13 protein-coding genes are annotated in these 25,789 nt (G+C 54.9%); 4 read left to right on the top strand and 9 right to left on the bottom strand.

Annotated elements, in window-relative coordinates; genetic code table 11:
* Positions 1–29: 29 nt before the first annotated feature.
* The 5 genes from HP566_RS17535 to HP566_RS17555 form a co-directional block, all read right to left on the bottom strand.
* Positions 30–695 carry an alpha/beta hydrolase gene (locus HP566_RS17535; protein ID WP_249978607.1) on the bottom strand — a complete coding sequence of 222 codons (666 nt, stop codon included), beginning with the start codon at positions 693–695 and terminating at the stop codon, positions 30–32.
* A gap of 72 nt (positions 696–767) precedes the next feature.
* Positions 768–2,537, bottom strand: a complete 1,770-nt coding sequence (locus tag HP566_RS17540; RefSeq protein WP_249978608.1) for an SLC13 family permease — start codon at positions 2,535–2,537, stop codon at positions 768–770.
* A 307-nt stretch (positions 2,538–2,844) separates the two neighbouring features.
* Complete coding sequence (locus HP566_RS17545) at positions 2,845–3,051, bottom strand: cold-shock protein (RefSeq protein ID WP_054641278.1); 207 nt, start codon at positions 3,049–3,051, stop codon at positions 2,845–2,847.
* Between the two features lie 191 nt (positions 3,052–3,242).
* Positions 3,243–4,907, bottom strand: a complete 1,665-nt coding sequence (locus tag HP566_RS17550; protein ID WP_249978609.1) for a GMC family oxidoreductase — start codon at positions 4,905–4,907, stop codon at positions 3,243–3,245.
* Positions 4,908–4,933: 26 nt separating this feature from the next.
* Positions 4,934–6,445: a CoA-acylating methylmalonate-semialdehyde dehydrogenase gene (locus tag HP566_RS17555; RefSeq protein WP_249978610.1), complete on the bottom strand. Its 1,512-nt coding sequence runs from the start codon at positions 6,443–6,445 to the stop codon at positions 4,934–4,936.
* Positions 6,446–6,608: 163 nt separating this feature from the next.
* Between HP566_RS17555 and HP566_RS17560 the strand changes: the two genes are divergently transcribed.
* Both HP566_RS17560 and HP566_RS17565 read left to right on the top strand, forming a co-directional pair.
* Positions 6,609–7,511, top strand: coding sequence for a LysR family transcriptional regulator (locus tag HP566_RS17560; RefSeq protein ID WP_249978611.1), 903 nt, complete (start codon positions 6,609–6,611; stop codon positions 7,509–7,511).
* Between the two features lie 241 nt (positions 7,512–7,752).
* Positions 7,753–9,135: an NAD-dependent succinate-semialdehyde dehydrogenase gene (locus HP566_RS17565; RefSeq protein WP_249978612.1), complete on the top strand. Its 1,383-nt coding sequence runs from the start codon at positions 7,753–7,755 to the stop codon at positions 9,133–9,135.
* Between the two features lie 76 nt (positions 9,136–9,211).
* Here HP566_RS17565 and HP566_RS17570 read toward each other — a convergent pair whose 3' ends face one another.
* The 4 genes from HP566_RS17570 to HP566_RS17585 all read right to left on the bottom strand — a co-directional run bounded on the left by HP566_RS17570 (position 9,212) and on the right by HP566_RS17585 (position 15,325).
* Positions 9,212–9,685: a phosphatidylglycerophosphatase A family protein gene (locus HP566_RS17570; RefSeq protein WP_249978613.1), complete on the bottom strand. Its 474-nt coding sequence runs from the start codon at positions 9,683–9,685 to the stop codon at positions 9,212–9,214.
* A gap of 129 nt (positions 9,686–9,814) precedes the next feature.
* Complete coding sequence (locus HP566_RS17575) at positions 9,815–12,424, bottom strand: AAA family ATPase (protein ID WP_249978614.1); 2,610 nt, start codon at positions 12,422–12,424, stop codon at positions 9,815–9,817.
* A complete protein-coding gene (locus HP566_RS17580; protein ID WP_249978615.1) occupies positions 12,421–13,581 on the bottom strand; it encodes an exonuclease SbcCD subunit D in 1,161 nt (386 codons plus the stop codon). Before HP566_RS17580 ends, HP566_RS17575 begins: the two co-directional genes overlap by 4 nt.
* 100 nt (positions 13,582–13,681) lie before the next feature.
* The gene (locus tag HP566_RS17585; protein WP_340163089.1) at positions 13,682–15,325 is read right to left on the bottom strand and encodes a DASS family sodium-coupled anion symporter; all 1,644 of its coding nucleotides are present in this window, start codon (positions 15,323–15,325) and stop codon (positions 13,682–13,684) included.
* A gap of 510 nt (positions 15,326–15,835) precedes the next feature.
* On the opposite strand from HP566_RS17585, the gene HP566_RS17590 reads away from it, so the two are divergent.
* Positions 15,836–16,570, top strand: coding sequence for a Crp/Fnr family transcriptional regulator (locus HP566_RS17590; RefSeq protein WP_249978617.1), 735 nt, complete (start codon positions 15,836–15,838; stop codon positions 16,568–16,570).
* Positions 16,571–16,700: 130 nt separating this feature from the next.
* Positions 16,701–25,403 (top strand): GH36-type glycosyl hydrolase domain-containing protein, encoded by an 8,703-nt coding sequence (locus HP566_RS21790; RefSeq protein WP_249978618.1) that lies wholly within the window; start codon positions 16,701–16,703, stop codon positions 25,401–25,403.
* Positions 25,404–25,789: the final 386 nt, after the last annotated feature.

Genomic DNA, 25,789 nt, shown 5'->3' on the forward strand with positions numbered 1-25,789 from the left:
CTGCCTTTTCAGTGCTTGTCGACGCGCGGCTAAGCCAAACGCTCACTTAACCAGCGGCCAATATCCCCCACCTGCTGTGGGCATAGCGCATGGGCCATGGGGTACTGGCGATAGTTCACCGAATACCCCATGGCTTTCAACCGTTCTGCGCCGCTACGGCCCAAACTTTCCGGCACAATGGGGTCAAAATTGCCGTGGTGAACTTCAATAGGTATTTGCCGGTTTTCTTCGGCCAAGTCGATGCTGTCGGCAGTGGCAAAGTAAGTTGACATCGCCAGCAGCCCACCCAGGCGGTGCGGGAAAGAGAGGGCAGCCTGATAGGCAACTGCGCCGCCCTGGGAAAAGCCTGCCACAATAATACGCTGGCTATCGATACCCTGATCCAACTGCTCCTGCATCAGTTCCTGAATGCGCACAGCGGACTTTCGCAGTTGTACCTCATCCACCCGGCGACCCAAATCCATAGCGAGAATGTCATACCAGGCGGGCATCACCATGCCGCCATTGATAGTGACCGGCAGGCGCGGTGCATGCGGCATAATAAAGCGCACATGAGCATCCTGGGGTAGGGTAAGTGCGGGTACAAGTGGCTCAAAATCATGCCCGTCGGCACCCAAGCCATGAATAATAAATACACACGCATCGGCGGGTTGACCATTTCTCGGCTCAATAATCAGTTCGCCAGGGGCTGTCATGGGATTGATTCCTTGCTGAATTTAAAAGCGCCACCCTAGCGTAAAGTGGCGTTTACGGCGAGTCATTATCCGTTAAAACGGCCAGACCAGCGGAATCAGCGCCAGAGCAATCGCTCCGGTCAGCAAATTTAAACCTCCCCCCACACGCAGGAAATCACTGATCCGATACCCTCCTGGGCCGTGCACCATCAGGTTGGTTTGATAGCCAATGGGGGTTAGAAAGCTGGCTGAGGCCGCAAACATGACAGCCACCACGTAAGGCATCGGATTGACACCCAAACTTTCCGCCGCCGCCATGACAACGGGAAAAATAATCACCGCCGCAGCATTATTGGTCACAAGCTCGGTGAGCAATGCCACCACACAGTAGGTACCAATCAGCAGCAACATCGGGTTGCCTGCGACCAACGCCAGAATACCCCCTGCGATGACATCCGCGGCACCTGAACTTTGCAGTGCAGCGCCCACCCCAAATGATGCCGCAATGGTCAGTAGTACCTGAGTATCCAGCCCCCGCTTGGCGGCCCCCACTGTGCAGCACCCTGTTAATAATGCCAATGCCGCCCCCAGCATGGCGGCATTAAGCATGCTCAGCACACCCAGCGCGGCCAGTAGCACAGCTCCCAGCAGTATCGCCCATGCCAGCGGTGCTTTTTCATGTACCGGGCGTGCCGAACCGTTCAACTCACTGATCAGCAGAAAGTCTTTGGATTGGCGGTGGCGTTCAATAAAGGGTGGACGGGCCTCAAGCAGGAGCACATCAGCAGGCTGTAGACGCACTTGTCCCAGATTGCCGGTCACCCGCTCTCCACCACGACAAATGGCTAGCACAGCGGCGCCGTAAAGGGTTCTAAAGCGGCCATCACGGATACGCTGACCGATGAACTGGCATTGGTTCGAGACAACCGCTTCGACCAAGCGACGCTCTTTGAACTCCTTCTCCAGACTGGATGCTCCATCTCTGGAGGGGATCAAGCCACGAATCTGCTGTAACTCCACAGCGGCATCGCTGGTGCCTACGAAAACGAGCCGGTCACCCGCCTTAAGTTGCTCACCAGGCCCGACGACACTCACCACGTTGCCCGCGCGCTCTATCTCTACTAGAAATAATTCCTGTAGATGGCGCAGCCCTGCCTCCTCCACCGTGCGGTCGACCAGTACACCTGCGGGATCAACTTCCATTTCAATGGTGAATTCCCGGGGATTGGCAAAGGCTTTCGACATACCTTCCCGGGACGGCAGTAAGCGAGGCCCAAGGAAGATCAAATATGCCAGCCCCACCACCGCCACAGGAATACCTACCCATGCCAGGTCAAACAACCCCATCGCCAGATTTGGATAGCGATCAACCAGCAGGCCGTGTACGACCAGGTTGGTACTGGTACCAAACAGCGTAATGGTGCCTCCCAAAATAGACGCAAAGCTTAGTGGCATTAGCAGTCGTTGCGGGGATAGCCTTAGCCGACGGCTCCAGCTCATGACAGCAGGAATATAAGTCGCCACGACGGGCGTATTATTGAGAAAACCACTTAGCGTGGCCACCGGCAATACCAGCCGTGCAAGTGCGCCACGCTCACTGTTGGGGCGCCCCAGCACATAGCGAATAATCAGGTCAATTCCCCCGGTTTCTCGGATGCTGGCCACCAGCACATACATAAAGGCGACAGTGAATAAACCGGTGTTGGAAAACCCTCCCAACGCCTGTTGTGGGTCAATCACGCCTAACGTCATTAACACCACTACCGCACCCAGTAGAATAATATCTGGCCCCAGCCGCGACAGTGCCATCAGTGGAAAAATAGTCAGCACTACCCCAACTGCAATCCAAGCGTCCAGCGACATAACACTTATCCCTACCCTAAAAGCATGGGGCTATTGTGACGCCTACGGGATATTCTAAAAAGTTATTTTTAGAAACAATTTAATATCAAAAAAGAATATAAAGTAATCACTAACGCGCGGAACAGTACGGTGAGGACAGCATAGGTGACGACAGGTAACGTCCTGAAAGCGTGAACATGGGGAAGAGTTTGCTAAAGAGATACCCGACTGGCTAAACAGGTATGCTTTCAACACAAAAAAACCCCGCTCAAAGCGGGGTTTCTTAGCACACCAGTATTAATTACCAGTGGCAGACATCAAGCTGGAATTAACCCAGAACTTTGATGTTGGAAGCCTGAAGGCCTTTTTTACCCTGAGTGACGTCGAAGGAAACCTTCTGGCCGTCTTGCAGAGTTTTGAAGCCGTCAGCTTGAATTTCGGAGAAGTGTGCGAACAGGTCGTCACCATTGTCGTCCGGAGAAATGAAGCCGAAGCCTTTAGTGTCGTTAAACCACTTAACGGTACCAGTTGCCATGATCGAAATCCTCGATTGAGCTTAATGTAGAGCCGGGTAATACCCGAGTTGCAGTGGGTAGAACAAGAAACTTTCACCAGACTCAACGCTTGAGCGTTTCGATACTGCTGACAACGTTCGACTTGCTAACCTACTGCATTGAAGGATGCGCTTAACCAAGCCGCACGTCAACACTATGATGGAAAAAAATGTCAGTGCAATGAATTTTCTTCCAGAATCCAGCCAGCCGCCTTTTCGGCGATCATTAATGTAGGAGAATTGGTGTTTCCACTGGTAATCGTCGGCATCACGCCCGCATCCGCCACACGCAGCCCCCTCACGCCACGTACCCGCAGTTTTGCATCCACCACCGCCATGGGATCGTCTACTTTGCCCATCCGCGTGGTCCCGACCGGATGAAATATCGTGGTGCCAATATCTCCCGCCAGTAGCGCCAGTTCTTCGTCCGTTTGATATTCAATCCCAGGTTTCACTTCTTCCGGCGCATATTTGGCAAACGCGGGCTGCCCAGCGATACGCCGCGTGACCCTGAGCGAATCGGCAGCTACCTTGCGGTCTTCCGGCGTACTCAGGTAGTTGGGAGAAATTGACGGCGCCTGACGCGGGTCACGGCTTTTCAGGCGCACGGTGCCTCGGCTGGTGGGGTTTAGATTACACACACTGGCGGTAATGGCCGGGTATGGGTGCAGCGGCTGACCAAAGGCTTCAAGGCTTAATGGCTGCACGTGGTACTGAATATTCGGATGCGGGTACTCATCAGCGCTGCGCGTAAAGGCGCCCAACTGGGAGGGCGCCATGCTCATCGGCCCTGTTCGGCGAGTCAGGTACTCCCAGCCGATACCCACTTTACCCATCAGGGTACTGGCCATGGCATTAAGGGTTTTGGCATTGCTGACACGATACACTGAGCGGATCTGGAGGTGATCCTGCAGGTTCTCGCCCACCCCCGGCAGATCGTGGATGACCTCTATTTCATGCTCACGCAAGTGCTCAGCAGGCCCTATACCCGAGAGCAGCAGCAGGTGAGGTGTGCCGATTGCCCCTGCACATAGTACGACTTCTTTCAGCGCCTTCGCTTTAATGACCTTGCCACCACGCACGACCTCCACTCCGCCACAGCGCAACACCCCATTCTCGTCTTCAATATGGAGTCGGTTAACCTGAGTGGAGTGCCATAGTGTTAGATTATCGCGTTTAAGGGCGCTGCGTAGAAACGCTTTGGCCGTATTCCAGCGCCAGCCATTCCGTTGGTTGACTTCAAAGTAGGCAACGCCTTCGTTACTCCCTCGATTGAAGTCCTGTGTACGGGGGATACCAGCCTGTACGGCAGCTTCGGCGAAGTCATCCAGCACCTGCCATCTCAAACGCTGCTTTTCCACCCTCCACTCGCCACCATGGCCATGAAACTCACGATGAGTGGCATCCTCATCCCCACCGTTATCCAGCCGGTAGTGGTTTTCATGCTTGATAAAGTCCGGCAGACAGTTCTCCCAGCACCACTCATCGCTGCCGACCACATTGGCCCAATAATCGTAGTCCCGTGACTGACCACGCATGTAGATCATGCCATTGATGCTGGAGCATCCCCCTAATGTTTTACCACGGGGATAGATAAGCGAGCGGCCGTTAAGCCCAGGGTCCGGTTCGGTACGAAACAGCCAGTCGGTACGCGGGTTATTGATGCAGTACAGGTATCCCACAGGAATATGTATCCAGTGGTAATTGTCCCGGCCACCCGCCTCAATCAACAGCACCTTATTATTTGGGTTGGCACTGAGCCGATTGGCCATCAGGCACCCGGCGGTGCCTGCGCCGACAACAATATAGTCAACGTTATTATTGGTTAGTTCTGGCATGGATAAGCTCTCGCAACGTATTGGCGTTACTTCGCGGTGGGCATGACAAATTCAGCGCCAGCATCAATGGAGTCTGACCAGCGCTGCATAATGGATTTCTGCTTGGTATAGAAACGCACGCCCTCTTCTCCATAGGCATGGGTGTCGCCAAACAGCGAACGCTTCCAGCCCCCGAAGCCGTGCCATGCCATGGGTACCGGAATAGGTACATTGATCCCCACCATACCCACCTGAATGCGGCGCCCAAACTCCCTGGCAACACTGCCACTCTCGGTAAAGCAGCTGACTCCATTACCAAACTCATGGTCGTTGATCAGTTGAATGGCAGTCGCGATATCAGGCACGCGCACGCAGACCAGCACCGGACCGAAAATCTCTTCTTTATAGATAGTCATCTCCGGCGTGACATGATCAAACAGCGTACCGCCCATCCAGAAGCCCTCATGGCAACCAGCACCGGCTTGGCTAACATCGAACTCACGCCCATCCACTATCAGTTGAGCACCTTCTGCCACTCCCTTCTCGATGTAGCCGGTAATCCGCTGGTGTGCCTGCCGGGTAACGATCGGCCCCATTTCAGCATCCAACTGCATACCGTCTTTTACTTTTAGCGCTGCGGCCCGCTCAGCCAGCATGGGCACGACTTTATCGGCCACCTCACCCACCAGCACTGCCACACTGATCGCCATGCACCGCTCGCCTGCCGAACCATAAGCAGCCCCAATCAGAGCATCCACCGCCTTATCCAGGTGGGCATCGGGCATCACTACCATATGGTTTTTCGCTCCGCCTAATGCCTGTACGCGCTTACCATGCCTGGCACCGCGTTCATAAATCAGGTTGGCGATGGGCGTGGAGCCCACAAAGGACAACGCTTTAACGTCCGGGTGGTCTATCAAGGCTTCAACTGACGCCTTGTCCCCCTGAACCACATTAAACACCCCATCCGGCAGGCCTGCCTGCTGCAAAAGATCAGCGATCATCAACGAGGCGCTGGGGTCCAGTGGACTGGGTTTCAGAATAAAGGTGTTACCAGCGGCTATAGCAATCGGGAACATCCACATGGGCACCATAGCCGGGAAGTTAAACGGCGTAATACCCGCTACAACACCGAGAGGTTGACGAACTGTCCAGTTATCAATACCGGTGCTCACCTGCTCGGTGTAGTCACCCTTGAGCAGTTGGGGGATGCCACAGGCAAATTCCACAATATCGATTCCTCTGGCCACCTCACCCTGGGCATCGGTAAAGACCTTGCCATGCTCTTTGGTAATCGCCTCCGCCAGCGCATCCTTATTGGCATTGAGCAGCTCTAAAAACCTGAACATCACCCTGGCACGACGAATAGGTGGTGTATCGGCCCAGCTGGGAAAGGCTGCTTGGGCAGCCTCTACAGCGGCCTCAACATCTACCTGGGCAGCAAGGGCCACCTGTCCCGTGACCCGGCCTGTGGCAGGGTTAAATACCTCTTGAGTAAGGCCAGAGCGGCCTTCATTGAGCTGTCCATTAATAAAGTGATTAATCGCTGTTGTTGTCATCGTGGCTACCTTTATAAGAAGAACTAAAACAAGCACCTGAATAAGGGATGCTGTGATTGCTACTGTAGCCACATCCTAGCCCGCACTACGCGCCAAGCAATTGAGTAATTTTTAACCTGGATATAAGCTTTGCTAATAACACAATCACAATAGGTCTTCTCTCATGCAGGAGTACGCAGCGCTGCGGGCGTTTGTTGCGGTAGCACGCACAGGCAGCGTCTCACGGGCAGCCGAGCAGCTACACCTTACTCAACCTGCCATTAGTCTAAAGTTGAAGCAGTTGCAGCAACATTTGGGGTTAACCCTATTCAGCCGACGCCCACAGGGGCTGACGCTGACCGCCGATGGCTATGCACTACTACCCGCCGCGGAAACAGCGCTGGCCAGCGCCCAGGCGTTTGAGCAGAGCGCCAGCGCTTTACACAATACGCTGCGCGGCAAACTGAAGATCGGCACCATTGTTGATCCCGAATTTATTCGCCTGGGAGATTTTCTAAGCCGTTTGATGGCGCGTGCACCCCAACTTGAGACAGAGCTACACCACGGCATGAGCGGCAACGTACTGGCCAACGTGGAACAAGGCGAATTGGATGTGGGCTTTTTTCTTGCTCCACCCGGTGAAGGCACGGGAAGCAATGCCCTTGCCTGGCGTGAACTCACTCACTTCCACTACCACGTGGTCGCTCCAGCTGGCTGGGAGCCCAAATTAATGGATACGCGCTGGGAGGTATTAGCAAGCCTTCCCTGGATTGTGACCCCTCCGGTCTCAGCCCATCACCGGTTGCTGGAGCGTGTGTTGGCGCCCAGCGGCGTAGCCCCCAACCGGGTTGCCCAGGTGGACCAGGAAGCATGTATGCTGGATCTGGTGCGCGCAGGGGTTGGGCTGAGTCTGGCGCGCGATGCATTGGCAATGGCCGAACGCCAGGAGAGCGGATTGGCGGTGGCTGAAAACATTCGCCTGCCCTGCGCCCTCAGCCTTATATGGCGCAGCGACCGCGCCACCGAGCCCACCATCCTGGCAGCGCTGGATACTCTGGATACCGTATGGCCCCATCGGCTGAGCTAAACCCATCACCAGCAACGCCCACTTTAATAATATGCAGAGTCAGGTTGTGCGGAACGATTTTAACGTGGGCTTGCCCCATGTAGGGCACCAGCTGTTTTAAGCGCTGACAACTAATTTGGGTAAAACAGTAATTCTCAACTAAAGTGATTAGGCAGAAAAAATAGACCAGTCGGCTAAAGGACTGGTTATTGGCAGGGAACGTAAGATATTACGCATCGTTGATCTAAAGATAGGAGATCTTATGAGCAACAGCATCACGACAGTGAACCCGACCACCGGCGAAACGCTACAAACCTATACGCGGATGGATTCCAGTCAGGCGAAGCAGGTTGTCGAGGCAAGTCATCAAGCGTTTCTTGATTGGCGTCTTAAGCCACTGGAGCAGCGTGCCCACGTGGTAAGAGCTATTGGTGAAGCGCTTAGTACAAATAAAGAAGCGCTTGCCGACCTGATAGTCAAAGAGATGGGCAAGCCCCCCGTGCAGGCTCGCCAGGAAATTGATCTTTGCGTTGGTATTTGTGACTACACCGCAGAACATGGCCCTCAAAAACTGGCTGATGAAGAGCGACAACCAGGTAACGGCGAGCGTGGCTTTATCACGTACTCCCCTATGGGGGTGATTTATGGTATTCAGCCATGGAACTTCCCTGCCTATCAGGTAGTACGTTACTCCATCGCCAATATTATGGCTGGCAACAGTGTGCTGTTGAAGCATGCCGAAAATGTAACCGGCAGCGGTCTTCTACTAGAGAAGATTTACCGTGAAGCGGGCCTGCCAGAAAATGTGTTCCGTACGCTGGTCATTTCCCACGATGTTTCTGATGAAGTGATTGCCCATAAGGCGGTACGCGGCGTAACGCTCACCGGTAGCGATGGCGCTGGACGCAAAGTGGCAGCCAAAGCGGCTGAACACCTCAAGAAAACCGTGCTGGAGCTTGGCTCAAATGATGCCTATCTGGTCCTGGATGATGCGGACCTGGACGTGGCTGTCGACACCTGTGTGCAGGGCCGGATATTCAACGGTGGACAAACCTGTGTTGCGGCCAAACGTTTTGTGGTTACCGACGCCAACTATGATGCCTTTAAAGAGCGCTTTGTAGAGAAGATGAAAGCATTGAAGGTAGGCGACCCCACCGCCAGCGACACCGACCTTGGCCCTATGGCACGTATTGACCTGCGCGATGACCTGCACGACCAGGTAGAAAAAAGCGTCAGCAAAGGTGCCACCATCCTGTGTGGAGGCAAAAAGCCCGAAGGTAAAGGCGCCTTTTATCCGGTCACCGTGCTGGATAATGTGACGCCAGGCCAGCCCGCCTATGATGATGAGCTGTTTGGCCCGGTAGCCGCCTTGATTCGTGCCAAGGATGATGAAGATGCCATGCGTATCGCTAACGACAGCCGTTACGGCCTGGGTGGCGGCATTATCTCCCAGGATGTAAAACGCGCCACCGAGCTTGCCAGCAAATATTTTGATACCGGCATGGTGTTTATCAATGGCTTCGGCGTTGCCACACCGGAGATGCCCTTTGGCGGTGTCAAAGATTCCGGCTACGGGCGCGAGCATGGCGGTTTCGGCATGCACGAGTTCGTCAATGCCAAATCGGTGATTGTTGTTCAGGAGTAAGGCAGCCCATCGCGCTGGTAGTTAGTAAAGCGCCACAAGCATTGCTTGTGGCGCTTTTTTATAACCATGAATGAGGTCAAACGGATGCTCGACGGCTCCAGAGGTTGATAACCACCACGATAACCAGCCAGGTCACCAGCGCAGCAACGACATCATCCAACACGATGCCCAGCCCACCGGGCACCGACTCCACCCACGGAATAGGCGGTGGTTTTAAACTGTCAAATAACCGGTATACACCAAACGCCAATGCCATTACCAAGGGATGGCGGGCAGCCTTAAGGCCTATCACCGCCAGCGGAAATGCCACGTACTCATCCGCGACAATGCTGCCGTGATCAGCCCCTCCAAACTGCAACGAAGCGTAGTGGCAAACCGGCACGGCAACGATCAGCAGTACGGCCATTATCGCGCCCTGCTGACCTAACGGCCGACCCAGCAGCCACCATGCCAGTGGTAAGCCCAATAACGAGCCAAAGGTGCCGGGTGCAACCGGCATTAGCCCCAAGCCAAAGCCAATTGCAACCCAGTAATTAACCGTCTCCAGCATTAACCCACCTGCTGCATCAGCGGGTGTATCATCTTGCTTGCGTTCATCCGTGTACTCCCTGGTAATAAATCGCGGCAAACACCGTCAGCAATAACGGTAATTGACATGATTGGGTACAGGCGCGGTCTGTCATAGCGATATAAACGCCCCTTTTACCGCTACCGAACTACCGTGACGACCGGTGTGCACCTCAATACGGACAGGCATTTGCTCTTTGAGCTCGCTGACATGGGAAATGATCCCGATCATACGCCCACCCATTTGCAGTTCGCTCAGCATGGCGATGGCTTGCTCCAACGCATCCTGATCCAGACTGCCAAAGCCTTCATCAATAAATAGCGTATCCAACTGAATACCGCCTGCGTAGGCTTGTACGACATCTGAAAGCCCCAGTGCCAGCGCCAGTGCTGCCATAAATGACTCGCCACCGGAAAGTGTGGCGACCGAACGGCTCTTGCCGGTGTAGGTATCCGCGACATCCAGTTCTAACCCGGAGGCTTTATTACCTTTTGAGGGATCCTCCCGGCGCACCAGTTGGTAGCGCCCCCGGCTCATGCGCACTAAACGTTCGGAGGCCTGAATCAATACGTCATCTAACAGCACCCCCAGAACAAACCGCTGCAAACTAATCCGGTTGCCCGTTCGCCCATTAGCCACCTCGCTCAGCGTTCCCCATAGCTTGTACTGCTCCTCCAGGGCTGCCTCTACGGTACGTGCATCCACCAAGCGCTGTTGCGTTGTCTTTAGCTGCTCGAAACGCGCCGCAAGGCGCTGGTACGTATGGCGACTCTCCTCCTCTTGCGCCTTGGCTGCTTCCACCTGATTGTTTAGCCTGGCAACATCGGGGGACGTTTTACCCGCCAGCAATGGTTCGCTGGCTTCGAGCTGCCCTTCCAGCTTTGCGAGTTCCCGCTGAAAGTGCGCGACGAGTTCGCTTAGACGCTGCTGCTCTGGTGCGTCGAGGCGGGCAGCGGCAAACGCCTTCTCATCGCTAAATGGGCTGATGTGTAGCGCTGCCTGCCACTCATTTTTAGCGGTTTCCAGGGCGCGCTCCGCATCTGCCTGGCGCTGAGTTGCCCCGGTTAGTGTGGTGTGCGCTTGGGTAAACGCCGTTTGGGCGGCCTGCGCCTGGGCCTGAGCGGTTTGCCACGCCTGCTCCCGGGTCTCTATCTCGCCTTTCACACTGGCAAGCGAGGCATTAAGTTCTTCCAGCGATGTGGACGCGCCTAGCTGCTGTCTCAGTTGCAGACACTGCTCACCCAGGTGGTTTGCCTGCTGCGCCAGCCGCTGGGCGTTCTGCTGTGCATTCACCCACGTTTGGCGGGCGCGATCATGGGCATCCCGCGCTTGCTGCACTTCCTCTTGAGTGACCAATGCCTGGGTGGGCACTGCAGGGGATGGGTGCTCGCTGCTGCCACATACCGGACAGGGATGGCCGCTCTCCAACCGCTGAGCGAGTAGGGCCGCCTGGCTTCGGTGCCAGCGCACTTCCTGCTCAATGGCGCGCTGTTCCCGCTGCATCGCGACTTGCTGCTGTTGTTCTACCGCGTCTAGCGCCTGGGCCACCTGCTGGGCAAGCGTGTGGTGCTGACTTGCCAACCTGGCAAGCTCCCGGCACCTGGCGGTGGAATGCTCCAGCGCATAGGCGTGACGCTGTAAAGTGGGTAGTTCAGCGTGCCGGACATTGGCCTCATCCAGCACTGACTGAGCCTGCTGATGAGCCACTTGCCGGGGTGCAATAGCCTGCTCAGCAACTCGGCGCTCGTGCTGGGCCGTACGGGCACTTTTCTGGGCGCTTTGCAGCGTATAGAACGGTGTTGCCAGAGGCTGGGTTTGTTCGTGCTGGCGAAGCCGCTCCTGAGCTTGATATACCGCTGACTGCTGCTCCAGCAGTGCGGCTTTTGCACTGACTAACGCGGCGTGCTGCTCAAACTGGCGAGCAAGCACTGCCCCCGCCTGGGCAGTGGCCACGGCCTGTTCCCGCTGTTCGCTAGCCGTGGCCAGGGCACGTTTGGCAGCTTGATAGTCGGGGGCTAACGCCGCCAGCGCGGTGTTCAGGGCAGCCTCACTCTCCACGTCACTGGCCGCCAGTATTCCCTGCACTCGCTGACGGTGGTCATTCACCTCGCGCACAATCTGTTTCGCCTGGTTGAGCAATTGCTCTTCAATACGCTGAAAAATTTGGGTTTGAAACAGCTGGGAAAAAATTTTCTCACGCTCTTTTGACTCAGCTAACAACAGTTCGCGAAACTTACCCTGGGGCAGCACCATTACCTGGCGAAATTGATTGGCATCCAGCCCGATCAGGGTTTGCAGTTCGGCAGTGGCATCGTTGACCTTGCGCGCCACCAGGCACTGTCCTTCCTCCCCTTCCGGGGTTAGCCGCCACACCTGTGCTTCAGCATTTTGGGTAGTCGTGCCTTCTCCCCGGGCTTTGGGACACTCCTGCTGGGGCACCCTACGCACACGGTAAACCACATCACGCAGGCGAAAATCGAGGATGACTTCGGTGAGCTGGCTCGCCTCTGACTGGTCGCAGCGCATTTGCCCGGCATCACGCTCGTTGCCTGTAGTCTGGCCGTAAAGGGCAAAACAGATAGCATCTAAAATAGAACTTTTACCTGCACCGGTGGGGCCGTTGATCAAAAACAGCGGGCTTTTCCCTAAAGCGGTAAAATCAATCGTTTCGCGTCCGGAGAAGGGGCCAAAAGCCTGCATGGTCAAGATGAGCGGTGTCATAACTGGTCTTGGTCCCGACTTGGTTGATCACGGCTGAGGCAAGTTATCAGCTCACGCATGGCCTGGATCTGCTCTTCGCTCATTTCCTCACCACTGGCCTGGGCATAAAAATCACTGAACATATCCAGGGCACTAAACTGTAGCCGTTCTCGATTGAGCCTCTGCTGACCGCGGGCTTCCAGCATGCCGGGCTTTTCCAGGTGCAGCACGTTGGAATACACCTCACGCAGTTTGCCCATTGGGTCAAGTATGGCGTGGCGATCAGTTAACCTCACCAACAGGTAGTCGTCCGCATTCGCGTCTATTCTGCCCTGGGTGATCAGTGCCTTCAGTTCCCCCTCTAACACCCGCACCTCACGGCTGGGTAGCAAAGGAATTTGCTCGATATGGGTGACACCACGTTCGTCTATATCAACGAGCGTGACGCTTTTACGCTGGCTGGCTTCTGAAAAGCTGTACTTGAGCAGTGAACCGCTGTAGCGAATATGCTGCCCCCCACGGTATTGCGGGCCATGCAGGTGACCAAGGGCGACATAATCGAAATGCTGCATTGGCTCCCAGGAGACACTTTCAACACCACCCAGGGTCAGCGGGCGCTCGGAATCCGAAGCGAGCCCCCCATCCACAAAACAGTGGCTCATCAACACCGTGGGGCGGCCAGCATGGCGCCGGGCAGTGATGCGCTCAACCAGATAGCGGTGAGCGCTATCAAAATCGCGCACGTCTACTGCAAACTGACTGCGAACGTGCTCAGGGTCGGCATAGGGAATGCCAAACACATCCAGCTCAACGCCGCCTATGGATAACGTGACAGCTTGGTCGCAGGCCGTCAGATCGGAAAGAATATGTAACCCCGCCTGGCGCAAATGGCGCGCGCCAAAACCCAGTCGTTCCGCACCATCATGGTTACCGGAAATCATGATCACCGGTAAGCCACGCTGTTCACACAGTTCGCCCAATACCTCATCCAGTAATGTTACCGCAGCGGCAGAAGGCACCGAACGGTCGTAGATGTCGCCCGCAACCAGTACCGCATCAACGGCCTCGGTATCGATAATCCTGATCAATTGATTAAGAGCATCGCGCTGGTCATCCAATAGCGACAGGTTATGAAACAGCCGCCCCAGATGCCAGTCGGCGGTATGCAATAAGCGCATAACAAGCTCGCAGCAGAATATGAAGCACCATCATAGCAAGCAGATGAGAGAAAAAACCCCCATCTTTCGATGAGGGCTGGTATAGCAGAGTTCGGTCTTATCAGTTCCTGAAAACGTCAGGATACGTTGTCAGATCGACACCCCATAACATCGGCAACAGGAAGTAGACGGCGGCTGAAATCAGGAACCAGGCAATCAGGTTCAGGCCAAAGCCGTTACGCACCATTTCCATAATAGTGATTTTTCCGGTCGCGAAGATAATGGCATTGGGCGGTGTGCCCACAGGCAGCATAAACGCACAGTTAGCTGCCATGGCGGCAGGTACCATCAGTACAAATGGATGAATATCCAACGCCAGCGCCAGCGAGGCCAGCACAGGCAGAATCATGGTCGCAGTAGCGGTATTGGAGGTGATTTCAGTCAGGAACAGCACCATGCCTGTTGCCAGCACCATGACCAGAATGAAGTTCACACCATCCAGGACCCGCATCTGCTCACCGATCCAGTTGGCAAGTCCGGAAGAACCAAAACCGGCAGCAATCGCCAGACCACCACCGAACAGCAGCAGAATACCCCACGGAACATCACGGGCGACTTTCCAGTCGAGCAAGCAGCCCCCCTTGCTGGGGGCAGGAATCAAAAACAGCAGGATCGCGGCCGTGATAGCAATCATGGTGTCATCGATACCACGGATATTAATAATCTGCCCCTGCCACAGGAATGTACGGGTAATCCAGAAGAAAGCCGCTAGCAGGAAGACCCATAAAACGGCCTTCTCTTCGAAGGAGATCTTACCTAGCGCCTCTTTCTCTTTGTTGATAAGCGCTTTACCACCAGGGAGCTTGCTGAACTTGATCGGGTAGATAAGTCGCGTCAGCATCAACCAGCCGATAAACAGCAGTACGATCACAACAGGGAAAGCAAACATCATCCAGCCAGCAAATGATATTTCGATTCCGAACAGCTCATTGACAATAGCCGCCAGGATAATGTTGGGAGGCGTACCAATCAGAGTGCCCAGCCCGCCGATTGTACCGCCGTAACCTACCCCAAAGATCAGCGCCTTACTGAACTTATCGATATCTGCACTGTGATCTTCCGTCCCTTTACTCAGCTCCTGAGTGACCTGATAAACGATTGCCGTGCCAATGGGCAGCATCATCATCACCGCGGCGGTGTTGGACACCCACATGGAGAGGAAACCGGTGGCCGCCATAAAGCCAAACACGATACTGTTAATACTGGTACCCAGTATCGCAATGATATTGAGCGCGATGCGTTTATGCAGATCCCATTTTTCCATGGCCAGGGCAATCATAAACCCACCCAGGAACAGGAAAATAATCGGGTTGCCATATGCAGCCGTTACTGCACTACCACTCATCGCCCCGGTAAGAGGCAGCAGTATGATAGGTAACAATGAGGCGGCCGGGATAGGAATCGCCTCGGTAATCCACCAAACCGCTACCCACAGCGTTGTGGCAAGGACCATACGGCCTTCAAAGCTCAAGTCAGCCGGATAGAAAAACAACACCACCAGTGCGAATAATAGCGGGCCTAATATCAAACCCACCTTTTGTGCGGTTGTATAAGCGGGTGGGCGGGGCGGCTCTTCGCCCGAGCTGCCCTGCTTTTTGGCAGCAGATTTTGATGGGGGAAGCGTTCCTCCCGTCGTGGGCAGCGCGCACATCAATAAATTTTTGACTTGATAGTGGGAAGCCCAAAGCTGATCCCACACAGTCATCATGGCAGTTCTGCGCATTGTAGAAACACCGCTCGCAGTCAGATGGACGGAAGACCACTCCACTTCACTATGGAGAGCCCTATCACTTGTTTAAACCAGCCTCACTGGTTTTTGTGGTGCCCTTTATTCACTGTAAGGCGTCATTAGTCCAGCGAATTGGCTATAATTACAACCAAAGTCTAACCACTTTGGTCTTAGTCATTAGCCATCACTAAACATGGCAACACATGCAAGCCCCCAAAGCGATGCCGGTGGGTTTCCCGATATCAGCCTGGATGTCGCTTTCCATGCTACTGTGGCACTGGTTTTTGCCCTGGCTAATGCCCAACAAAGTGCATTAACAGCAGAATTTCCTTTATCTGCCAGAAACCCTGTTTGCCGTGGCTTTTCTTTCGCACCACAACAACCACACGGATTTGGCGAAGCTACTGAACTCTGCGCAAGACAAAGAGAACTAGAACACGGTAGTGTGGCGGCCAAAACGGAATAGTATGCTAAGGATGATAAGACGTGGACTCCGACGCTCTGCTCAAGAAAAACCGCTTACTTGCCGCACTACCTGATGCGGTAAAGGGGCAACTCCTGCCGTTATTGGAGCCCTATTTTTTGCCGTTAGGTCACGTTCTATCCGAACCAGATACCTCCCCCACCTACGTTTTTTTTCCGGTTGATGCAATTATTTCACTGCTATATGTAACTGAAAACGGCTCATCAACGGAGATAGCGGTTGTAGGTAATGAGGGCCTGATAGGCATTGCTGTTTTTATGGGCGGCGAGAGCACAACCAATCGCGCCATCGTGCAAAGTGCCGGGCACGCACTACGCTTGCCAGCCGCCGCCTTAAGAGAGGAGTTCAAATCCCACGGCGAGCTATGCCACTTATTACTACGCTACACCCAGGCGCTGATTACACAGATGTCGCAAACCGCTGTTTGCAACCGCCACCACTCTATTGATCAGCAACTGTGCCGCTGGCTTCTTCTTTCACTGGATCGTTTACCCGGTAATCAACTGATCATGACGCAGGAGCTGATCGCCAATATGCTCGGCGTGCGTCGTGAAGGTGTTACGGAAGCGGCGGGAAAGCTGCACAAGCTGGGGGTTATTGAGTACCGCAGAGGCCATATTACCGTGCTCGATAGAGCGCAGCTGGAGCAACTGAGCTGCGAGTGTTATGCCGTGGTCAAAAAAGAGTGTGACCGTTTGCTGCCCTACCCCAGCCACTCCTCTGACTACAGGATCTAACATCACGCGTAGCTATTTATGCACGCAATGTGCGTTAGCGAACCGACAAAGACACTCATTGAGCACATCGTCCTGGCAGGCAGCATCGTTTTTGCAAATAGCTCTTTGCAGTTAAACCAGGATGGTCACCGTGACTCTTTTTTTCCAAACGCCCTTTTTCCATCGTGCGCGCCAGCACCATGCCTCTGTGGCGCTTTGGAACTCCACTGCACCCGTGCGAGAGGAGCTATTCAGTACAGAACGGCTTGAACAGCATGCGGGTAGTCTGGCACGGGCACAGACAGTCACCGAAACGCCTCCCAAAGTAGTGCCGCTAACCCAGCGACTTGACGAGAATGCCAATGTACTGCTTTCCGCTTACCAGGCCTGTGCCGCTACCCTGGCAGACGGACGGGATATCGTCCCTGCTGCTGCCTGGCTACTGGACAACTACCACCTTATCGAAGCGCAAATCCGTGAAATTCGTGGCAACTTACCTCCCGGCTATTATCGCCAGTTACCGAAACTGGCAGAGGGACCTTTTACGGGCTATCCACGCGTGTTTGGTATTGCCTGGGCTTTTGTCGCACATACCGACAGCCATCTTGAGCTTGACAATCTACGCACCTTTATTAGTGCCTATCAATGTGAACAACCACTGACGATTGGCGAATTGTGGGCCGTAGCGATTACGTTGCGTATCGTGCTTATCGAAAACCTGCGCCGCCTTGCTGACCAGATCATAGAGGAACAAACCTCACGAGATGAAGCAGATGCACTGGCCGCAAAGTGGATTGCACGTGAACGCCACTTTCCCGAACGCAGCGCCTTTAAAAACGGGTCTTACGAAAATTCAGTCCACCACAGCTCGGCGGAGGTTCATCAAGCTGTTGATGATTTCCCTTCTTTTACTTTTCAAAAAATTCCGCTTTCGACTTCCTTTACAGCGCAATTAGCCAAACGGTTACGCGGTGTTAACCCCCGCACAAGCCCACTGGCCTGCTGGCTTTATGAGCAGCTTAATAGCCAGGGCGAATCCATTGATGATGTCGTGCACAGCGCCCAACAGCGCCAAGGCGCAGCTAGCGTTACCATGCGTAATATCATCACCAGTATGCGCTTTATTTCCAGTACCGACTGGGCTGAACTGCTCGAAAGTGTCAGCCTGGTTGATGCCAAACTGAGCCAACATAGCGACTTTGCGCACTACGACTTTTCAACCCGAAACCAATACCGCAGCGCGGTGGAAGAGCTGGCCCGTGGCTCAACGTACACTGAACTGGACGTTACAGATCACGCACTGCAAGCCTGCAGAGAAGCGTTGATAACAGCCGACGATGCTGTGGAAGCAGCACGGGTTGGTGACCCAGGTTATTTCTTAATAGCGGATGGGCGGGCCACCCTGGAGAAGCGCCTCGGCTTTCACCCTCCCTTACGCCGACGGTTGCGGAAGCTTCTGCTACATAACGGTATCCCCGGTTATATCACCCTGCTGACAGTGACAACCATTTGCCTAATCGTCTTGGCAGGCTGGTTGCTGTGGCTATCCAGCACGTCGGCAACAGTCTCTCCTCTGTGGCTGCTGCTCTTGGCTGGCCTGAGCATATTGCCGCTGGTGGAAGTGGCGACCTTAATTGTTAACCGTATGGTCATTCATAGTATCGGTGCCCAACCACTGCCCAGCCTGGATCTTTCGGAAGGTATTCCCCCCTCACTACGCACGCTGGTGGCAATACCGACGCTATTGACCAGCAAGACCGATTTACAGGAACAGCTTGATCTCCTTGAGGTGCACTTTCTCAGTAGCGGTGACGGTGCCGTCAGTTATGCCCTGTTAACAGACGGCATTGATGCACCCCAGGCAGAAGTAGCAGAAGAGGCTGCGTTATTAAGCGCCGCTGAGACGCGTATCCAACAGTTAAACGAGCGCTATAGCACACCCGGTTACGAAAAACGTTTTTTTTGGCTGCATCGCAAACGCATATTTAATCAACGCGAGCAGTGCTGGATGGGGTGGGAGAGAAAACGTGGCAAGCTTCACGAACTCAACAGGCTGTTACGGGGCGCAACAGACACTACCTTTATAAATCCACCAGCACTGCCGAACGACGTGCGCTATGTGATCACGCTAGACGCCGACACACGTCTGCCGAGAGGTGCCGCCAGTAAGCTGGTGGGCAAACTCGCCCACCCATTAAATCAGCCGCGCCTGGATCCACTACAACGCCGCGTGGTGGAAGGCTATGCCATTCTCCAGCCTCGGGTTACTCCGTCGCTACCCATGGCTGGCAACGGCTCCACTTACCAGCGGCTGTGCTCTGCCCCAGGTGGTATTGAGTCCTATGCCGCCGCCATGTCAGACCTTTACCAGGATCTGGTCGGCGAAGGCTCGTACGCGGGCAAAGGTATTTACCATATCGATGCCTTTGAAGCATCACTTGCAGGCCGCATCCCCGACAACAGCATGCTTAGCCACGATATGTTTGAGGGTGTGTTTGCCCGCGCTGGTCTTGCCTCAGATATCGAGGTTATTGAGGACTTTCCCAACCGCTATGACGTGGTTGCCAAGCGGCAGCACCGCTGGGTTAGGGGCGACTGGCAGTTGCTCCCATGGCTGTTTAAAGCGCCCTTGCCGTTGGCAGGACGTTTGAAAATTCTCGGTAATCTGCGGCGTTCGCTGCTGCCACCGTTATTGCTGGCCTGCCTTGCGGTAAGCTGGCAGCTCCCCTTCATGATGGCCACCGTCAGTACACTGATGCTTATTCTGATCATAAGCGTCCCGGTACTGCTACCTCTTTGTACAACGTTGATACCGCTACGATCAGGCGTGAACCTACGCCACCATTTCCAACAGTGGCTGGAAGAACTACGGCTGGGAGGGAAGCAAACGCTGCTCCAGCTCATATTTCTTCCTGACGTGGCGTGGCGCATGCTAAATGCAATTGCCTGCACCCTCGTACGCGTTTACATAACGCGTCGTCACCTGCTGGAGTGGACCTCAGCAGCCCAGACAATGAAATACCCCCACCTGAGCGCCGCGGGGTTTTACCAACACATGGCACCCGGTACGGCTCTCGGATCAGCAGTGGCACTCAGTGCCTTGTGGTTTAACAGCAGCGTCTGGATCATCGTTTTACCTGTTGCGCTGCTTTGGCTAATAGCCCCAGGGCTAGCCTCCTGGCTAAGTAGTGCTAATAGCGCCGTTAACCAGCCGCAACCAGGCACAGATGTCGCACTTGAACTGCGGCTTATCGCACGTAGCACCTGGCGCTATTTCGAAACCTTTGTTAACACCGCTAATAACCAGCTCCCCCCCGACAATTTCCAGGAAGCCCCACAGCCGGTCACCGCCCAACGTACCTCCCCCACCAATATGGGACTTTATCTACTGGCAACAGTGGCCGCCCGTGACTTCGGCTGGATAGGCAACCAGGATGCCCTCAAGCGCTTAGAAGAAACACTGGCCGTTATGCAGTCGCTGCCACGTTACCGTGGCCACTTTTTCAACTGGTATGCAACCGCCGATCTGCGCCCGTTAGACCCCAGGTATGTATCCACGGTTGATAGCGGCAACCTGGCGGGGCATCTTATTACTATCGCCAATGCCTGTGAAACATGGCAGGAAACGGCGACGTTACCTACCCCTCATCAGGGGGTAGCAGATACCCTTGCCCTGGCTCACGAAGCACTGGCACGCAGCTCTTTTTCTACACCAGAATTTAGCCAACCGGACATTACTCAACTCAGAGAGCAGCTTGAAAAAATTGATGCCCTATTAAGCAACAATAAGACGACGCCTGTACGCCTTGATGCCCTACTCCCGCTGACGAAACAAGCGCAAGAGATCGCGTATGAGTTGCTCCAAGCCCATCACGATACTGATAGTGAGACACTGCTTTTTTGGGTAAACGCCGCACATAAAGCGGTATCCCAGCATAGCGAGGATCAGACTCAGGAAGCCATGGCAGCCAACACCCAATCGGATCGGCTGCAACAACTGGCCGATAAAGCCAGGCGCCTGGCGCTCAATATGGATTTCGCGTTTCTACTCAACCCTGAGCGGCAGTTGCTATCAATAGGTTATTCGTTGGATGACTATCAACTGGATAGCAGTTGCTATGACCTGCTGGCTTCAGAGGCACGGCTGGCCAGCCTATTCGCGATTGCCAAAGGCGATGTACCCACCCGCCACTGGTTTCGCCTCGGCCGTGCGGCAACACCGCTAACCCGTGGCGCGGCGTTGATCTCCTGGTCAGGCTCAATGTTTGAGTACCTGATGCCATCGCTGGTGATGCGAGCACCTGCTGGCAGCCTGCTTGAGCAAACCAACCGATTGGTCGTTAAACGCCAACAAGCGTATGCCGCGCAATTCTCGGCACCGTGGGGCATTTCAGAATCGGGGTACAACGCCCGCGACATTGAGCACACCTATCAATACTCTAATTTTGGCGTACCTGGGTTAGGCCTTAAACGCGGACTCTCAGCAGATTTGGTGGTGGCTCCTTATGCCACCGGGTTAGCGACGATGATTGACCCGGCAGGTGCCTGCAAAAATTATCGACGCCTGGCCGAAATGGGGGTTCTTGGACGCTATGGTTTTTATGAAGCACTCGACCTTACCCGCTCGCGGCTACCCGCAGGAGAAGAGGGTGTCGTCGTGCGCAGCTATATGGCGCATCACCAGGGCATGACGATTGTCGCCATTGCCAATACGCTGCACCGTGGACAAATGCGCGCGCGCTTTCACCGTGAACCCATGATTCAGGCTAGCGAGCTATTGCTGCAGGAGCGGATTCCCCGCGACGTGGCGATTGCTTACCCACGCGCTGAAGAGGTGAAATCAACCGCCAGCCAAATCACTAACGAAGCGCAGGCAGTACGCCGCGTTCCCACCGCTATCAGTGGACCGCCAGTCACTCACCTGCTCTCCAACGGCAACTACTCCGTCATGCTGACCGCAACCGGTGGTGGTTATAGCCAGTGGAATAATATTGCGCTGACCCGCTGGCAGCCTGATACAACCCGCAATCACTGGGGCAGTATTATCTTTCTTCGCGATACCCGGCACCCAGGCATCTGGACCGCGATGGGTCAAACAGCCGAACCCCACAACAGTGCTAACGATAAATCGAACCATGTGCTGTTTGCCGAAGATTATGCCCGTTACACTCATCGACACGATGATATTACCAGCCACCTGGACATACTGGTTTCTGGTGAGGACGACGGTGAGGTTCGTCTGCTATCACTGACCAACAGCGGACGGCATACCAGCGATATTGATGTGACCTCCTACGCAGAGCTAGTACTGACCACACCCGCCGCCGACAATGCGCACCCCTGCTTTGCCAAAATGTTCGTGGTGACCGAGTACCTTCCTGAGTTCAACGTTTTGGTAGCCACCCGCCGCCAGCGCGACCCCAGCGAGGCACCGGTGTGGGTCGCACACTTTGCCGTTGTGGAAGGGGAAACCGTAGGAGAGCAGCAGTACGAAACCGATCGTGAACAGTTTATCGGTCGGGGGCGCAGCATTTTTCAAGCAGCAGCGCTGGCCGAAGGCCACCGCTTAACCGGTGCTGTAGGCAGTGTCATTGATCCTGTTTTTGCGTTGCGTTGTTGCCTGCGGATAACGCCTGGTAGCGTTGCCCGTATCGCTTACTGGACCGTGGTTGCCGACTCACGCGAGGCGCTGATGGACTTGATCGATAAACATCACGACCACAGCGCCTTCGAACGCGCCAAAATGCTTGCATGGACCCAAGCTCAGGTACAACTGCGCCACTTGGGCACCCAGCCAGACGAAGCTGCTGACTTTCAGCGTCTGGCTGCCCCCCTGCTCTACCCGGACGCACGCTTTCAAGCCTCCCCAGCCGCCATTCAGCGTGGTGCAGGCCCCCAATCGCTGCTGTGGCAACACGGCATATCCGGCGACTTACCCATTGTATTGCTACGTATCGAGTCGATTGAGGACATAGCGCAGTTACAGCAACTACTGCGTGCGCATGAATATTGGCGCATGAAACGCCTGGAAGTGGATATCGTTGTTATTAATGAACGCTCCTCTTCCTATGTTCAGGATCTTCAACAGGCAATTGAGACCACAATACTCAGCAGCCAGGCCAGGCCTCGCCTCCATAATGGTCACAGCCAGGGAGCAGTGTTTGCCTTGCGTGCCGACCTGACAAGTGTAACGTCCCGGTCTCAGTTGCAATCAATCGCACGGATAACACTCATCGCACAACGTGGCGCGATTGCTGACCAATTGTCGATTACACTACCGGTCAAACAGGCCCCCGGCCCTATCTCATACACCAAGCGCTCACTGCCTAAACAGCCCATTGATGACAACGCCCTGCCCCCCTCTATCACGCCCTCAGCGCTTGAGTTTTATAACGGCCTGGGAGGATTTGCAAAGCAAGGGCGGGAGTATGTCACACTGCTTGATGCTCACCGGACAACCCCCGCTCCGTGGATCAATATCATTGCTAATCAACGCTTTGGCTGCCAGGTGTCCGCTGAAGGGGCAGGCTATATTTGGGCGGATAACAGTCGAGAAAATCAATTAACCCCGTGGTCTAATGACCCCGTGATAGACCCCAGTGGGGATGCGCTTTATATCCGCGATGAAGAGACGCTGGCACTTTACACGGCCACCGCCAGCCCGGTACGCGACGCAGGCGGCTATGTGGCCCGCCATGGGTTTGGCTACAGCCAGTTTGAACACAGCGTCGACGGCCTGGGTTTGGAGTTGCTGCATTTTGTTCCGCTGGACGCCCCACTACGCATCTCGCGCTTAAGGGTGACCAACCACTCCGGCCGGGCACGGAAGCTTTCCGTAACCGCCTATGCCGAGTGGGTACTTGGCACTTCGCGTAGTGCATCAGCCCCTTTCCTTATTTCCTCCCAGGATGCGGCCAGTGGCGCCCTACTGGTCAACAACCCATGGAATGCCGCTTTCCCAGGACAGGTGGCCTTTCTTGATATCGGCGAGTCCCCCGCCAACTGGACTGCCAACCGCAGTGAATTTATCGGCTACGGAAAAAGTCTGGCAGAACCAGCCGGGCTACGCAGTAAACACCCTCTTTCTGGTGCATTAGGAGCTGGACTGGACCCTTGCGCGGCACTACAACGCGGCCTCTTATTGGACAGCGGCGAAACAGCCGATATCGTCGTGCTGCTGGGGCAGGGCCACTCAGTGGATGAAGTACAAGAACTGATTGCACGCTTTCGTCACGTGGATATCGATACAGAGCTTGCCAGTCTTCATCAACACTGGGAAACCCAGCTCAATGCCATACAGGTCAACACGCCTGACCGTGCCATGAATATCATGCTGAACGGCTGGCTGCTGTACCAAACCATCGCCTGCCGTCTAACAGCACGCTCTGCCTTCTATCAAGCCAGCGGCGCTTATGGTTTCCGCGACCAGTTACAGGATGGCATGGCACTGACATTTAGCAGCCCCGAAACCACTCGCCGACATTTGCTGCGGGCGGCGTCACGCCAGTTCCCCGAAGGCGATGTACAACACTGGTGGTTACCTCACTCCGGGCAAGGTGTGCGATCACGTATTTCGGATGACCGGGTTTGGTTAGCCTATGCCTGCGCTCGATATATTGAAACAACCCTTGATAATAGCGTGCTTGACGAACAAGTGAGTTTTCTTAATGGCACAGCACTGTCCCCACATGAACATGAGCATTTTTTCCAGCCTACGGTTACCCAGGAAACCGCCTCGCTGTTTGAGCACTGTGCTCGCGCCCTGGATATCTCCCTGGCCCAGTTGGGCGAACATGGCTTACCACTGATGGGTAGCGGGGACTGGAATGATGGCATGAACCGCGTCGGAGCGGGAGGCAAAGGCGAGAGCGTGTGGCTAGGCTGGTTACTGGTGAAAACCCTGGAGCTCTTTACCCCTTTTGCAGCACAGCGCGAGGCGCAAACACCTCATTTACCCGAGCATGAACGCCGGGCCACCCGCTGGCATCACCAGGCTGACGCCCTGCGTACTGCCTTGGATCATAGCGCCTGGGATGGCCAGTGGTACCGCCGGGCCACCTATGACGATGGCACCTGGCTTGGCAGCCAGGACAGCGATGCCTGCCAGATTGACTCCATTGCCCAGTCTTGGGCGGTACTTTCCGGTGCAGGCGACCCTGAGCGTGCCACACTCGCGATGGCTTCCTTTGAGCGTGAGCTCGTTCGGCGCGAGCAGCAACTGGCACTGCTGTTCTGGCCCCCCTTTGACCACCCCGAACGTGACCCAGGCTATATCAGTGGCTACCCACCCGGCATGCGAGAAAACGGAGGCCAGTATAGCCATGCAGCAATGTGGGCGATGCTGGCGTTTGCAAAGCTTGGTGATGGTGATAAGGCGCACCAGCTCTTTGCCCTGCTTAATCCCATCAATCATGCACGCACAACAGAGGAAGCTGCCCGCTATCGTGTAGAACCCTACGTCGTGGCAGCCGACGTTTACTCTGTTGCTCCACACGCTGGCCGCGGGGGCTGGACATGGTATACCGGTGCCGCTGGCTGGATGTACCAGGCCGGTATGGAAGGAATACTTGGCATTCATCGCCAGGGCGACTGGCTGGTACTTGCTCCTTGCCTACCCACCGACTGGCCTGCATTTAGTGCCACCGTCACCCTGGCAAAAACGCGCTACCACATTAGGGTGGTCAACGCGCAAGCCCCCACGGCACCGCACACTGAGGGCGTTGTCGCAAAGCTTGATGGCGAATATCTCACCAGTACAAACACAAGTATGCCGCTTCGGGTACCGCTGGATAGCCAACACCACCAGCTCGATGTGTTTTTACCACAGCGACCCGTCGCTACCGCCCATTCATGACATCCCGGTTAACATTCTGTATAGCTTTTATGAATTTTTTTCATTCAGTTGGATGACACGTCAAGCGCTGGATCAACGATACATAAATAAGCATAAAGCAGCCGAATAATCGTTTTTCTGAGGGGAGCACCAGCGTGCTCCCTCAGTTCCAGGAGACACGATGATCCGGCAGCACCGCCGTACAGGCGACATACCAGAAGAACATAAAAAACCCATATATAACAATAAAGTATTATCCAAAAAAAACCGAACAATCTAAATTATTTATACTCGCACCGGTATCGCTCGTTATGTGTTGCCTAGCTACTCTTGCTTATCACACTACCTTTGCATGCCCACTTGATATTGCAGCCACCAGCAACAAAAACCCCTGCCCTTGAGCGGTT

This window comes from Vreelandella olivaria, assembly GCF_023507745.1.
Classification (GTDB): Bacteria; Pseudomonadota; Gammaproteobacteria; order Pseudomonadales; family Halomonadaceae; genus Vreelandella; species Vreelandella olivaria_A.